Annotated in this window: 10 protein-coding genes; 6 read left to right on the forward strand and 4 right to left on the reverse strand. The window is 68.9% G+C overall.

The genetic code is table 11. The annotated features are described in order from the left end of the window. The first annotated feature begins 440 nt into the window (after positions 1 to 440). The 4 genes from ACQ4L4_RS25900 to fdhD all read left to right on the forward strand — a co-directional run bounded on the left by ACQ4L4_RS25900 (position 441) and on the right by fdhD (position 5,941). Positions 441 to 2,111, forward strand: coding sequence for an OFA family MFS transporter (locus tag ACQ4L4_RS25900; protein ID WP_431101653.1), 1,671 nt, complete (start codon positions 441 to 443; stop codon positions 2,109 to 2,111). A 179-nt stretch (positions 2,112 to 2,290) separates the two neighbouring features. Next, positions 2,291 to 4,648, forward strand: coding sequence for an FdhF/YdeP family oxidoreductase (locus ACQ4L4_RS25905; protein WP_431101654.1), 2,358 nt, complete (start codon positions 2,291 to 2,293; stop codon positions 4,646 to 4,648). 10 nt (positions 4,649 to 4,658) lie between these two features. Continuing rightward, a complete protein-coding gene (locus ACQ4L4_RS25910; RefSeq protein ID WP_431101655.1) occupies positions 4,659 to 5,021 on the forward strand; it encodes a hypothetical protein in 363 nt (120 codons plus the stop codon). Further along, on the forward strand, positions 5,018 to 5,941 hold the full coding sequence (fdhD, locus tag ACQ4L4_RS25915; protein WP_431101656.1) for a formate dehydrogenase accessory sulfurtransferase FdhD: 924 nt from the start codon (positions 5,018 to 5,020) through the stop codon (positions 5,939 to 5,941). The genes ACQ4L4_RS25910 and fdhD overlap by 4 nt, the downstream gene beginning before the upstream one ends. Positions 5,942 to 6,112: 171 nt before the next feature. On the opposite strand, the gene ACQ4L4_RS25920 is transcribed toward fdhD, so the two are convergent. Further along, the gene (locus tag ACQ4L4_RS25920; RefSeq protein WP_431101657.1) at positions 6,113 to 6,655 is read right to left on the reverse strand and encodes a hypothetical protein; all 543 of its coding nucleotides are present in this window, start codon (positions 6,653 to 6,655) and stop codon (positions 6,113 to 6,115) included. Positions 6,656 to 6,883: 228 nt separating this feature from the next. On the opposite strand from ACQ4L4_RS25920, the gene ACQ4L4_RS25925 reads away from it, so the two are divergent. Beyond that, on the forward strand, positions 6,884 to 8,017 hold the full coding sequence (locus ACQ4L4_RS25925) for a thiolase family protein (protein ID WP_431101658.1): 1,134 nt from the start codon (positions 6,884 to 6,886) through the stop codon (positions 8,015 to 8,017). Between the two features lie 101 nt (positions 8,018 to 8,118). Further along, positions 8,119 to 8,820, forward strand: coding sequence for an SDR family oxidoreductase (locus ACQ4L4_RS25930; protein WP_431101659.1), 702 nt, complete (start codon positions 8,119 to 8,121; stop codon positions 8,818 to 8,820). A 51-nt stretch (positions 8,821 to 8,871) separates the two neighbouring features. On the opposite strand, the gene ACQ4L4_RS25935 is transcribed toward ACQ4L4_RS25930, so the two are convergent. From ACQ4L4_RS25935 to ACQ4L4_RS25945, 3 genes are all read right to left on the reverse strand, one after another. Next, positions 8,872 to 11,757 (reverse strand): hypothetical protein, encoded by a 2,886-nt coding sequence (locus tag ACQ4L4_RS25935; protein ID WP_431101660.1) that lies wholly within the window; start codon positions 11,755 to 11,757, stop codon positions 8,872 to 8,874. Positions 11,758 to 12,032: 275 nt separating this feature from the next. Then, positions 12,033 to 13,361: a TRAP transporter large permease gene (locus ACQ4L4_RS25940; protein WP_088404913.1), complete on the reverse strand. Its 1,329-nt coding sequence runs from the start codon at positions 13,359 to 13,361 to the stop codon at positions 12,033 to 12,035. Continuing rightward, positions 13,358 to 13,999, reverse strand: a complete 642-nt coding sequence (locus ACQ4L4_RS25945) for a TRAP transporter small permease (protein ID WP_431105017.1) — start codon at positions 13,997 to 13,999, stop codon at positions 13,358 to 13,360. Before ACQ4L4_RS25945 ends, ACQ4L4_RS25940 begins: the two co-directional genes overlap by 4 nt. Between the last annotated feature and the right edge of the window lie 106 nt (positions 14,000 to 14,105).

A 14,105-nucleotide genomic window follows, 5' to 3' on the forward strand; every position in this document is an offset into this window, starting at 1 on the left:
AAATGATCCATAGCGCAACGCACCGTTGTGGGGACCTCAACAATCGCCCTGGTGCCTGGACGTCCCCCGAGCCACCTGGGGTGGACACCCGCTCCAGGGGGTGGTGTGCGTTGATCGCCCAAATTCACCAAAGCACATTCGGTTACCGCCGGGCGTTTCATAGACGCCGGCTGTCGGTTTCGTGCGATAGATGTCCGCTCGCTATGTGTGGTTGTCAAGGGATGTCACTGACATGCGTCAAGATCGCGACCGCCGCGAGCGTTCTGCCCCAACTTTTTCAGCGTGTCACCAGATACCGTTGCCCTAACGGTTTCTTGATGCCGAAAGGGACGGGGACGCCGGAACACGGGACGCGGTCGATCGGCGCCGTTTGAGGGTTCGGCGCCGTTCGTGTTCAGCGGGCCGCGTCGCGGCCGCCTTTCATTGTTTGAGGAGGACCCATGTCTACTGTGCTGACCGATCAGGGCGGCGGATCCGCCGGCTCGAGCTGGCTGGACAAGGAGCGCACCATCGCCGCTCCTGGTTTCAACCGCTGGCTGGTGCCGCCGAGCGCGCTCGCCATCCACCTGTGCATCGGGATGGCCTACGGCTTCTCGGTGTTCTGGCTGCCGCTCTCCAAGATGCTGCAGACCGCCGGCACCGGCGCCGCGTGCGGCAAGGATGTGGGCTTCTTCGCCCAGCTGTTCACCACCGAGTGCGACTGGAGCGTCGCCACCCTGGGCTGGATGTACACGCTGTTCTTCGTGTTCCTGGGTTGCGCCGCCGCGATCTGGGGCGGCTGGCTCGAACGCGCCGGTCCCCGCAAGGCCGGCCTGGTCTCGGCCGTGTGCTGGTGCGGCGGCATGCTGATCTCCGCGATCGGCATCCACACCCACCAGTTCTGGATGATGATCCTGGGCTCCGGCGTGATCGGCGGCATCGGCCTGGGCCTGGGCTACATCTCGCCCGTGTCGACGCTGATCAAGTGGTTCCCGGACCGCCGCGGCATGGCGACCGGCATGGCCATCATGGGCTTCGGCGGCGGCGCGATGATCGGTTCGCCGCTGGCCGTCGAGCTGATGAAGCATTTCGCCACCCCGACCGACGCGGGCGTGATGCAGACCTTCGTCGTCATGGCCGTCGTGTACTTCCTGTTCATGGTCGCCGGCGCGCTGGGTTACCGCGTGCCGCCCACCGGCTGGAAGCCCGCGGGCTGGACCCCGCCGGCGGCGCAGGCCGCCAACACCATGATCACGCAGCGCCACGTGCACGTGAAGAAGGTGTGGGGCATCCCGCAGTTCTGGCTGGTCTGGATCGTGTTGTGCATGAACGTGTCCGCCGGCATCGGCGTGATCGGCATGGCCAGCCCGATGCTGCAGGAGATCTTCGGCGGCGCGCTGATCGGCGTGGAAGCCAAGTTCGCCGAGCTCGACAAGACGCAGCTGGCCGCGATCGCCGCGATCGCCGGCGGCTTCACCGCCCTGCTGAGCCTGTTCAACATCGGCGGCCGCTTCGTGTGGGCCTCGCTGTCGGACAAGCTGGGCCGCAAGCTCACCTACACCGTGTTCTTCGTGCTGGGCGGCCTGCTGTACGCCAGCCTGCCGAGCAGCGCGGCCGCGGGTCACAAGCTGGCCTTCGTCGGCGCGGTCTGCATCATCCTGTCGATGTACGGCGGCGGCTTCGCCACCGTGCCGGCCTACCTGGGTGACCTGTTCGGCACGCAGATGGTGGGCGCGATCCACGGCCGCCTGCTGACCGCGTGGGCCACCGCCGGCATCCTCGGCCCGATCGTCGTGAACTACATGCGCGACTACCAGCTGGGCCTGGGCATCCCGCGCGAGCAGGTCTACAACCAGACGATGTACATCCTGGTGGGCATGCTGGTCATCGGCCTGCTGGCCAACCTGGCCATCCGTCCGGTCGCCGACAAGCACTTCATGACCGACGCCGAACTGGCCGTCGAGAAGAAGCTGGCGCACGAGAAGGCCGCCGCCGCCGAAGTGGGCAGCGGCCCGGGCGCCGGCCGCGCCACGCCGACCGCGCTGGTCGCGCTGGCCTGGCTGGCCGTGGGCATCCCGCTGGCCTGGGGCATCTATCGCACGCTGCTGAGCGCCGCGAAGTTCTTCTCTTGACCCTCACTGCACGGCGCTGACTGCCAGCGCCGATACTGTGAACACGATGGCAGACCTCGGTCTGCCATTCCTCCTTTTTAGCGAGGGGCGGGCCGAGCGCCGGGCCGCCCCGAGCCGGCCCGCCACCCCCACGGGGGGTGGTTTGAACGGGCCGTGGCCCGATCAAACCGGGGGTACACATGAGCGACCAGAAGATCCATTTCTACAAGGGACCGGCCGGCGGTTGGGGCGCGTTGCGCAGCGTCGCCAAGCACCTGCAACAGCAGGGCGTCGCGATGAAGGGCGCCAAGACGCTGCTGTCGGCCAACCAGCCGGACGGCTTCGACTGCCCCGGCTGCGCGTGGCCCGACCGGGATCACCGCTCGACCTTCGAGTTCTGCGAGAACGGGGCCAAGGCCATCGCCGCCGAGGCGACCGCGCATCGCGCCACGGCCACCGTGCTGGGCGGACACACCGTCAGCGAGCTGGCCGAGTGGTCCGACTACGACCTCGAGAACCTCGGCCGCATCACCGAACCGCTGGTCTACGACCGCGCCACGGACCGCTACACGCCGATCGCCTGGGACGACGCCTTCGAGCTGATCGCCGCGCGCCTGAACGCGCTGCAGAGCCCCAACGAGGCGATGTTCTATACCTCGGGCCGCGCCAGCAACGAGGCCGCGTTCCTCTACCAGCTGTTCGTGCGCGAGTTCGGCACCAACAACTTCCCCGACTGCTCGAACATGTGCCACGAGCCCAGCGGCCAGGGCCTGAAGCCGACGATCGGCATCGGCAAGGGCACGGTGACGCTGCACGACTTCGAGCAGGCGGACGCGATCTTCATCTTCGGCCAGAACCCCGGCACGAACCACCCGCGCATGCTGGGCGAGCTGCGCGAGGCGTCCAAGCGCGGCTGCAAGATCGTCAGCTTCAACCCGCTGCGCGAGCGCGGCCTGGAGCGCTTCGCCGATCCGCAGGACAAGATGGAGATGGCGACGCTGGGCAGCACGCCGATCTCGACCAACTATTTCCAGCTGCGCATCGGCGGCGACATGGCCGTCATGAAGGCGCTGTGCAAGCGCGTCTTCGAGCTCGACGACGCGGCGGTCGCCGCCGGCGGCGAACGCGTGCTGGACCTGGGCTTCATCGCCGAGCACACCAACGGCATCGAGGAATTCGAGGCCAGCATCCGGGCCGAAAGCTGGGAAGCGCTGGAGGCCGAATCCGGCCTGTCGCAGGAGCAGCTCTGCGCCGCCGGCGACCTCTACGCGCAGGCCAAGCGCGTGATCATCTGCTGGGGCATGGGCATCACGCAGCACCAGCATTCGGTCGCGACCATCCAGCACATCGCGGCGCTGCTGATGCTGCGCGGCAACCTGGGCCGGGAAGGCGCGGGCGCCTGCCCGGTGCGCGGCCATTCCAACGTGCAGGGCGACCGCACGATGGGCATCTACGAGAAGCCGCCCAAGGCGCTGCTGGACCGCCTGGGCCAGGTGTTCGGCTTCGAGCCGCCGCGCGAGAACGGCTACGGCACCGTCGAGTCCATCCAGGCGATGCTCGACGGCAAGGGCAAGGTGTTCTTCGCGCTGGGCGGCAACTTCGCCGCGGCGACGCCTGACACGATCGCGACGTGGAAGGCGCTGCGGTCCACCGACCTGACCGTCCATGTGACCACCAAGTTCAACCGCAGCCACACGATCCACGGCAAGGAGGCGCTGGTGCTGCCCTGCCTGGGTCGCACCGAGATCGACATGCAGGCCACCGGCCCGCAGGGCGTGACGGTGGAAGACTCGATGAGCATGGTCCACATCTCCAGCGGCATGAACGCGCCGGCCTCGGAGCACCTGCTGTCGGAGCCGATGATCGTGGCACGCCTGGCCGCGGCGACGCTGAAGGGTCGTTCGAAGACGCCGTGGATGTGGCTGGTGGAGGACTACTCGCGCATCCGCGACAAGATCGAAGAGGTCTTCGACGACTTCAAGGGTTTCAACGACAAGATCAAGACGCCGGGCGGCTTCCGCCTGCGCAACACCGCGTCGGAACGCGTCTGGAACACGCCGACCGGCAAGGCCAACTTCATCGCCTACCAGTTGCCGACGGACACGCCGCTGCACCAGGCGCGCGCGCGGATGCGCGATGAGAAGACGGTGGTCTTCAATCTGGCGACGGTACGCTCGCACGATCAGTACAACACGACGATCTACGGCATGGACGATCGCTACCGCGGTGTCTGGGGCCATCGTCGCGTGGTGTTCATCAACCGGGAAGACCTGAAGGCGATCGGCATGAAGGCCGGCCAGTGGGTCGACATCACCAGCGTCTACAGCGACGGCGACACGCGTCGCGCCGAGAAGTTCGTGCTCATCGAGTACGACATCCCGCGCGGCTGCCTGGCCAGCTACTTCCCGGAGACCAACGCGCTGGTGCCGCTGAGCAGCGTGTCCATCGGCGCGGGCACGCCGACGTCGAAGTCCATCCCGGTGGTGCTGACGCTGCGCGAGCAGGACGCGCCGCTGCCGCAGGACCAGGCGCGCTCGGTGGCCGGGGCGCACGCCTGAGGCATCGGCGATGAACCGCGCCGACGCGCCCGCCGCTGAAGTCCAAGACGGTCCGGACCGCCAGGTCGAGGACGGGAGCGAGGACGACGGCGACATGGCCGCGCAGGCGCGTTTCGCGCTGGAAACGCTGGCGGAGCTGGATGCCGGCAACGGCGTCTCGCTGCCGCGGCTGGCCAAGCGCACGGGGCTGCGTGTCAGCGTGCTGCTGCGGCTCTATACGCTGATGAGCGATGCGCGCGTCGGCGACCAGCAGGGGCCGGGCTGGGTCCGGTTGCATGTCGATGAGGACGGGCGCTGGATCGCGAGGATCACGCCGGCCGGGCGGGGCGACGGAGAGGCCGACACCGGCAACGCAGCGAGGCCGCCGCCATGAACGACACCGTGAACGGTGCGCCGAAGGGCGCGACGAGCAACGCGCCGAACGACGCACCGAACGACGCGACGATCGACCCGATCAACGACGCCTGCGCCCTGCCGGACGCGGAGGACGACGCGCCGCTGCCGTCCGCGTTGATCGCGGTGCGGCCCGAGCGGCTTGGCGCCACGCGCGCGGCGGACGAGGAGTTCGTCGCCGAGGAAGTCCCGATCGCGCTCGAGTACAACGGACTGTCTCACGCGGTGATGCTGGCGACGCCGCTGGACCTCGAGGACTTCGCGCTCGGCTTCTCGCTGACCGAAGGATTGCTGGCCTCGCCGGCCGACCTGCTCGACGTGGAAGTGCGAACGCGGCCCAACGGCGTCGCGCTGCAGCTGCGCGTCACGGCGCGCTGCGAAGCGCTGCTCAAGGAACGCCGCCGCAGCATGGCCGGCCGCACCGGATGCGGGCTCTGCGGCACCGACAACCTCGATCAGGTCTTCCGCGTGCCGGATCGGCCGGTGCCGCCGCTGCCGGCCGCCCTCGGCGACACCGCAGCCCTCGTGCCGGCGCTGTCGCGCGCGATGCGCGAGCTGGCCGCGGCACAGCCGCTGCAGCAACGCACCGGCGGCATCCACGCGGCGGCCTGGTGCCGCCCGGATGGCGAAGTCGTCCTCGTGCGCGAAGACGTCGGCCGCCACAACGCGCTCGACAAGCTGATCGGCGCGATGGCCAAAGCCAGCATCGACGCGTCGCAAGGCTTCGCCGCAGTCACCAGCCGAGCCAGCTTCGAGATGGTCCAGAAGGCCGCCATCGCCGGCATGCCAATGCTGGCCGCCGTGAGCGCCCCGACGCACCTGGCGATCCGGACGGCGCAGTCCTGTGGGCTACGGCTTGCAGGCTTCGTCCGGGAAGGTCGCGCGACGTTGTACGCGTAGGGGCGTCGTTCGGGCGTTCGGGCGACCACCCACCTGCGGCTGCCGAGGCGTTGGCCGCCATTGCAGGGGGCCCAGGCGGCAAGCGCCTGAACCCCCAGCAATGCCGTCCCCAGACACCACCGTACTTCCCCGGTTTTGCTACCGAGGACTTCCGGGGGGATACCGAGGACTTCAGAACTTGCAGCCCATGCCCAATTGGGCAGTGACGTCGATCTGCGCCGATCCGTCACCCTTGCGGCTCAGCTTCGACGGCATGCGGAAGCGCGCGGCGCACTCGGTGGCGTCCAGTCCAAGCCCCCGCAACATCTGCTTCGGGCCCTCCATGCCGATGCTCAGCGCGTGATGCGCACGCTTGGGCGGAGGGCCGATGGGCGCACCCTCGCGCGGAAGTTCAATGACCTGGATGTCGAAGCTCCGGTTCAGCATCACGTTGGATCTGGCGCCCTCCGGTACGCCGGTCGCCGTCGCCCGCAGGCGGCTCCGCAAGGCCGCGAGCGAAGCCTGCAGCGCGAGCGGCTGGCGGGCTCGCTCGGCTGACGTGGCCGCTTCCGATGCCGATGGGGATACCGGAGCCAGGGCCAGCGCCGGCCGCGGCGCCGACGCGGCCGGGTCCGCCTCCGGTGCCGCCGAAGCAATGCCAGCGACGCTCGCGATGCCGGCGGCCAAGGCCACGCCGACGATCCTCCGCCAAGTCCTCCACGACAGGTGCTCCATGCCGACCTCCAAGCGCCAACCCCGCGAGCCCTCACGGTGCGCGGCAAGGCTGAAGCGCGGCTGAAGCCGGGGTCGGGACTTTCCCCCGTGGACATGGGGGATCCGGGGCTGCGCGTACCTACATCCCCTTCGTCACCAGGGGCAAGACCAGTACCCCGCTGCGTTTCGATGACGGTCGACATTACATTATTCATGTCGAGCGACATTGAAACGCTCAAGGAGACGTGAATGAAAGCGCTGATCGCCGCCTACGCCCGTACGCCGTTCCATTTCGCGAAGAAGGGGGCGCTGGCCCAGACGCGGCCCGACGATCTGGCCGCGCAGGCTGTGCGCGGGCTGCTGGCGCGCACCGGCGTGGCCGGCGCGGAGATCGAGGACGTGATCCTGGGCTGCGCCTATCCGGAGGCCGCGCAGGGCAACAACCTGGCGCGCATCGTGGGCCTGCTGGCGGGCCTGCCGCACAGCGTGCCGGGCATGACGGTGAACCGCTTCTGCGGCTCGTCGATGCAGGCGGTGCACATCGCCGCCGCGAACCTGGAGGCCGGCATCGGCGAGGCCTACCTCTGCGTCGGCGTCGAGTCGATGACCTTCGTGCCGCAGGGCGGCTTCAATTTCTCGCCGCATCCGGCGCTGCAGGCCGACACCGACGCGTATATCTCCATGGGCGATACGGCCGAGAACGTCGCCCAGCGCTGGGAGGTGAGCCGCGCGGATCAGGAGGCGTTCGCGCTGGCCTCCCATCGCAAGGCGGCCGCGGCGCGCGCCGATGGGCTGCTGCGCGAAGAGATCGTGCCGGTGGTCAATGCCGCCGGCGAGACGGTCGACGAAGACGGCTGCATCCGTCCCGGCACGACGCTGGAGGCACTCGCCTCGTTGAAGCCGGTGTTCCGACCGGACGGCGTGGTCACGGCGGGTACCTCGTCGCCGCTGACCGACGGCGCATCGGTCGTGCTGGTCTGCACCGAGGACTTCGCCCGTCGCCATGGCATCGCGCCGCTGGCGCGCGTCGTCAGCTTCGCCAGCGTCGGCGTCGATCCGGCGGTGATGGGCATCGGTCCCGTGCCCGCGACGCAACTGGCGCTCAAGCGTGCCGGCCTGAGCGTCGACCAGATCGATGTGGTCGAGCTCAACGAGGCTTTCTCCTCGCAGGCGCTGGCCTGCATCCGCGATCTGGGCCTGGACCCGGAACGAGTGAACCTCGACGGCGGCGGCCTGGCCATCGGGCATCCGCTGGGCGCAACCGGCGCGCGCATCACCGGCAAGGCGGCCGCGCTGCTGCAGCGCACCGGCGGTCGTTACGCCGTCGCCACGCAGTGCATCGGCGGTGGGCAGGGCATCGCCACGGTGCTCGAGCGCGTCTGATCCCGGCGTCCTCCCACCCGACAGCGCCGCTCATCCCTTCGTTTCCCCGTTCCCCGTTCCCCGTTCCCCATTCGCCATTCGCCATTCGCCAAGGATTCATCATGGACTTCAAGAACACCGTCGCCTTCGTCACCGGCGCCAATCGCGGTCTGGGCAAGAGCTTCGTCAAGGCGCTGCAGGCCGCCGGCGTGAAGAAGATCTACGCCGCCGCGCGGGATCCGTCGTCGATCGATCTGCCCGGCGTCGTGCCGGTGACGCTGGACGTGACGAAGCCGGACCAGATCGAAGCCGCCGTGCGCGCCGCAGGCGACGTCACGCTGCTGATCAACAACGCGGGCATCTCGCGCGGCTCGCCGCTGCTGGGCGACAACGCGCTGGCGGCGCTGCGCGACGAGTTCGAGACCAACGTCGTCGGTCCCCTGGAATTGACGCGCGCCTTCGCGCCCGTGCTGAAGGCGCAGGGCGGCGGCGCGGTGGTGAATGTGCTGTCGGTGCTGAGCTGGCTCAACCTCACGGGCGCCGCCACCTACAGCGTGTCGAAGGCGGCGACCTGGTCGGTGACCAACGGCCTGCGCCTGGAGCTGAAGGAGCAGGGCACGTCGGTCGTCGCACTGCACGTGGGCTTCATGGACACGGACATGACGGCCCGCCTCGACGCGCCGAAGGCCGATCCGCTCGACGTCGCGCAGCAGGTGCTGGACGCGATCGCCGCGGGTCGCGACGAGGTCTACGCCGACGAACTGTCGCGCGGCGTCAAGGCCGGCCTCTCGGCCGACCAGGGCAGCTATCGCGGCGGCGTCTGAACGTCGATCGGCAACCGTCCGGTTACCGTCCTGCCGCTGCAGGCGCCGGCCTCACGGCCAGGCGCGCAGCAGCCAGTCGTTCAGCATCTTGACGCGGTCCGGGTCAGCGCCGAGCGTGCCCGCCTTCCAGACCGCGTACTGCAGTTTCTGCTCGGCCGTGCTGCGGTAGTCCGTGGACGCCATGACGTAGACGCCGGGTGACTTGAGCGTCAGCGGCTGCTTGGTCCGGTCCAGGCAGAAGCCGAAGCCGGCCGTGGGTTCGGCTTCGCCGAGGTCCATGTTGTTCGGGTCGCACCGTCGCCAGATCGCTGGATCGGTGACCGTGTAGAGCTGGTTGAACTGCTTGAATGCGCCGTTGAGCAGCTTCAGCGTGAGACCGGCCTGCAGCTTGTCGAGGCTGCGGAACGGCGAGGTCTGCGTCGCCTGCGTGGAGACGGCTTCCATGAAGTTGATCGGGTTCAGGTGCTTGACCACCGCCGCCTTGCTGAAGCGTCCGCGGTTGTTGATGATCGAGCGCGTGTCCGTGGGCACCCACAGCGGGATGCTGTTGTTGACGAACTGCGCCGACTTGATGCGCGCCTGCAGCAGGCGGATGTCGCTCATCAGCGCGGCTGTGGACTGCGCCGGCGTCGCGTCGCCCAGCGTCTGCGACAGCAGCGAGTCGAAGCCGGTCAGATAGGGCCAGTCCACGGAGAAGTTCACCCAGTCGCTCTGCGCGCCGGGATTGAGCGTGACCTGCATCTGGTACCAGGCGTTGGTCCGCGTGTAGGAGCCGAGCTTGTTGCCGGTCTCCCAGGCCAGCAGCCACTCGCGGGTGATCTTGCCGGTGGCGTCGGTGTCCTGCTGGTAGACCATGTGCGGTGCCAGGAAGAAGGCGCTGACGGTGTTGAACGGCCAACCGCGCTTCTCGCCCCGGCCGGCCCAGGTCTTGGCGGTCGCGTCGTAGTTGCCGATGAACCAGCGCTGGTCGCCTTCCAGCCCGTAGCGCTGCGCCCATTCCCATTGCTGGACGAGGTTCCACTGCAGCGCGTTGCCGACCACCCGCTCGATGAAGGCGTTGGTCGTGAAGGCGGCGGGCTCCGAGGCGATGCGGGCGGAGGAGGCTGACTTCAGCAGCTGCGCCGCGCCGACCTGCGCGCCGTATTGGCCCGTGGCCGCGATGTGATTGCCGCGGCCGCCGCCGAGGAAGGCGTAGAGCTCGAAGCCGGAGGGCTGGAGCATCGACTGGATCTCGTTGCGCTGCTGCGGGGTCAGGTGGCTCCAGTCGCCGAAGGTGCCGGAGCGGTGGGACTCGAACCAGGCGGCGATCTTCTTCGAGGTGGCCAGCGGATCGAGGCGCCGGTTGTCGGCGGTGAAGGTCGCGCCCTTCTCGAACGACCCCGCCGCGTTGGCGCCGGTCGGCCAGATGTCCAGCGGATGCATCGCCGGCAGGTAGGAGTTCCAGTCCGGGAACTGGATCGGCAGCGGGATCTCACGCGTGTTGAGCGTCGCGTCGGCGTCCATCACCTTGTCCACGTCGGCCTGCGTCAACGCAAGCGCCGAGCCGTCGAGCGGCTTGCCGAACAGCGCCTTGACCGCGTCCGTCGGCGAGTCGAGGACGGCATCCAGTCCGGCACCGGCGGACCACTCCGTGACCGGCCTGCTGTCAAGACCCGGCCCCGGTTGGTAGGGCGGATTCCACGGCGCGGCCTGCGCCACATGCGGCATCTCGCGCAGCGCGTAGCGCAGGTAGGCGGCGATCTGGCCGCCTTCGGCCTCGCTCAGGCCGTGGAAGCGCGAGCGCTGGACGATCGAGTTGTTGGAGTAGTTGAAGTACTGCAGGTCGCGGCCGTCCGACGCATGGCAGGAGGCGCATGCCGCGCGGAGCTGGTGGTTCACCAGCGTGGACTTCATCAGGCGGTTCTCCGCCTTCCACAGCTTCTCGCCGGCGGCGACGTCGGCGGTCAGCGTGCGGCCGGCCACCTTCTCGGCGTTGATGTCGGCGCGCGCTACCGGGTTGGTCGCCAGGCTCTGCCCCTGCGCGTTGCGGAACTGCAGGTCGATGACGCGGTAGCCGTTCGACTCGCCGTCGGTGCCGTTGAAGCGGAACTGCACCAGGTTCACGCCGCTGACCAGACGCGCGCGGGTGGTCGCGTCCAGCGTCAGCTTCATGCGGGCGGTGTAGAGGCCGCCGCCGCGCTGCAGGCCGCCTTGTACGCGCTCGGCGTCGGCGAGCGTCATCGTCGCGTCGGTGATGTCGACCCAGGGGATCGCGCTCGCGTTCGCTGCCGCGGTGCCGCCGAGGATGCGCAGGCTCGCCTTGACCTTGGCGGGCGTCTCGGTCGTGGCCTCGTACTCGGGCGGGCCGAAGAAGCCGCAGCGATGGCAGCGCAGCCACAGCTCGGTGGCGGCGCCGACGCCGTTCACGTCGAGCGTCAGGTTCGCCGTCGCCACCGTCGGCGCGCTGGGCAGGCCGGGGCCCAGCAGTTCCAGCGGCAGGCGCAGCGCGGTCGTGGCGGTCGGGCCGGACGATTGCGGCGGCGCGGGCGTCGGTGCCGGTGCCGGGGCAGGCGATGGCGCCGGAGCGGGGGAAGGTGCAGGCGACGGTGCGGTCGGCGTGGTCGGCGGAGGCGGCGCGGGCTCGGGATCCACCGGCGTGGTGGGCAGCATCGGCGTGGAGGGGGGAGGCGGAATCTCGGCGGTGGGATCTCCGCCACCGGTGCCGCTGCCGGCGCCACCGCCGGTGTTGCCCGTGCCACCCGATCCCGTGCCGGTTCCGCCACCGGATCCCGGATCCGTGGCGACTGGCGGATTGGCCTGCGGCGTGGGCTCACCGCCGTTCCCGCCGCCGCAGGCGCTCAGCGCGGCGAGCAGGGCGGCGGCCAAGGCGGCGCGGGTCGAGCGGACGGCGGACCGGCGGAGCCATTCAGCGGAGGTGGGACGGGGAGCGAGCGCCATGGGATTCCTCTCGGCGCAGCGGCCGGCGTGATCGTGACCCGAGCACGCGTCGTGCTTCAGGGCAGCGGATTAAAGGGGGCCGCTGCAGGTCGCGTCAATCGATCCCGCCCCTCTGACATCGACCGTTACCCGTGTTGCGGAATCCGGCGGAAGGCACGCCACACGCCTACCTCTTGCGGGGGAGGCAAGGGCCCTCGAGAGCAGGTATCGCGCCATGAGAAAAGCCCCGCGGCGCAAGCGCGCCGGCGGGGCTTCGAGAGGCGATGAGCGCGCCGTCAGCCGACCAGGCCCAAGGCCCTCGGCAGCGCCAGCGACAGCGTCGGCCAGTAGGTGACGACCATCAGGAAGCCCAGCATCGTGAGCAGCCATGGCCACACGGCGACGGTGAGTTCGGTGATCCCCATCTTCGTGATCCCCGAGGCCACGTAGAGGTTCAAGCCCACCGGCGGGTGGCAGAGGCCCACCTCCATGTTCACCGCCATCAGGATGCCCAGGTGCACCGGATCGACGCCCAGCTTGGCCGCCACCGGGAACAGGATGGGCGCCATGATCAGCACGATCGCGGCGGGGTCCATGAAGTTGCCCGCGCCCAGCAGGATCAGGTTGACCAGCAGCAGGAACACGAACAGCCCGAAGCCCTGCGCCGACATCCACGCGGCCATCGTCTGCGGGATCTGCTCCGACGCCATCAGGAAGCTGAACAGCACCGCGTTGGTGATGATGTACAGCAGCATCGAGCTCATCGCCGCGGCCTTGAGCAGCACCTTGGGCACGTCCTTCAGGCCCATGTCCTTGTAGACGAAGACCGAGATGATGAAGGCGTAGACGGCGGCCACCGCGGCGGCCTCGGTCGGCGTGAACTTGCCGCTGTAGATGCCGCCGATGACGACGACGATCAGCATCAGGCCCCAGAAGCTGTCGCGGAAGGCCTTGAAGCGTTCGCCCCAGGTGGCCTTGACCATGCGCGGGTAGTCGTACTTCTTGGCGCGGTACCAGGTGGTGATGCCCAGCAGGATCGACAGGCACACGCCCGGCACGACGCCGGCCATGAACAGCTGGCCGACGGACGCGGTGCCGACGACCTCGCCGTGCGGGCCCGTGGCCGACATGCCGGCCGTGGCGATCGAGAACATCACCAGGTTGATCGACGGCGGGAACAGGATGCCCAGCGCGCCGGACGTCGTGATCACCCCGGCCCCGAACTGCTTCGGGTAACCCTGCTTGGTCATCGCCGGCAGGATGATGGAGCCGACCGCGACGACCGTCGCCACCGACGAGCCCGAGATCGCCGCGAACATCGCGCAGGCCAGCACGCCGGCCAGGCCGAGTCCGCCGTACCAGTGGCCGATCATGGTCGTGGCGAAGTGGATGATCCGCCGCGCCACCCCGCCGTGCGTCAGGAAGTTGCCCGCAAGGATGAAGAACGGGACGGCCATGATCTCGAACTTCTCGATGCCGGTGAACAGCTTGAGCGCGACCGATTCGATCGGCACGTTCGTCATCGTGAAGAGGTAGGTCAGGACCGTCAGGCCCAGCGAGATCGAGATCGGCATGCCGGTGAGCATCAGCACCACCAGCAGCGAGAAGATGATCAGCGTGTTCATGCGCGGTCTCCCTTCGAAGCTTCCTCGGCCGTCTTGGCCGAGCCCACCGCGGCGACGTCGTCCTCGATGCCTTCGACGTGACCGTGGTCCGCATGCGGCGCTTCACCGGTGCGGATGAAGGTCCAGCACACCTGCAGGAAGCGGAAGCACATCAGGTAGGACCCCAGCGGCACGCAGGAGTAGGCGATCCAGGTCGGGATCTCCAGGTCGGGCGAGGTCGGGCCTTCGAAGAGGTCGGGGTTCTCGATGCCCAGCGCGTGCGTGAAGGCGTAGTGCGCGCCGTTCTCCCACACGAAGGTCGCGCCCAGCGTGCCCACTGTCGCGGTGAAGAGCGCGCCGGCCAGCAGGCTGAAGATCACGAGGTACTTCGCGTGCTCGGGCTTGAGCTTGCGCACCACCACGTCGACGCCGACGTGCGTGCCCGCGCGCACGCCGTAGGCCGCGCCGAACTTGGCCATCCACACGAACATGTAGATGCACAGCTCCTGCGCCCAGCTCACGTCGATGCGGATGACGTAGTCCTGCACGGCCGGCACGCCGGCCAGGAAGCGGTGCAGCACGGCCATCGCGATCACCAGCGTCGCGGCGCCCATGAGGAACGCAATGAGCGTCTCCTCCAATCGATCCAACCATCTCAGGGACATGGCGATCTCCTTCAGACAAAGAAAAACCGCGCCGCCCTAGGCAGGGGCGCGGCACTGGACGCCGCCGCAGGCGGGCGGACGTATCAAGCGGGAGCCCGGA

This window comes from Roseateles noduli (assembly GCF_050626985.1).
GTDB classification, from domain to species: Bacteria; Pseudomonadota; Gammaproteobacteria; order Burkholderiales; family Burkholderiaceae_C; genus Roseateles; species Roseateles noduli_A.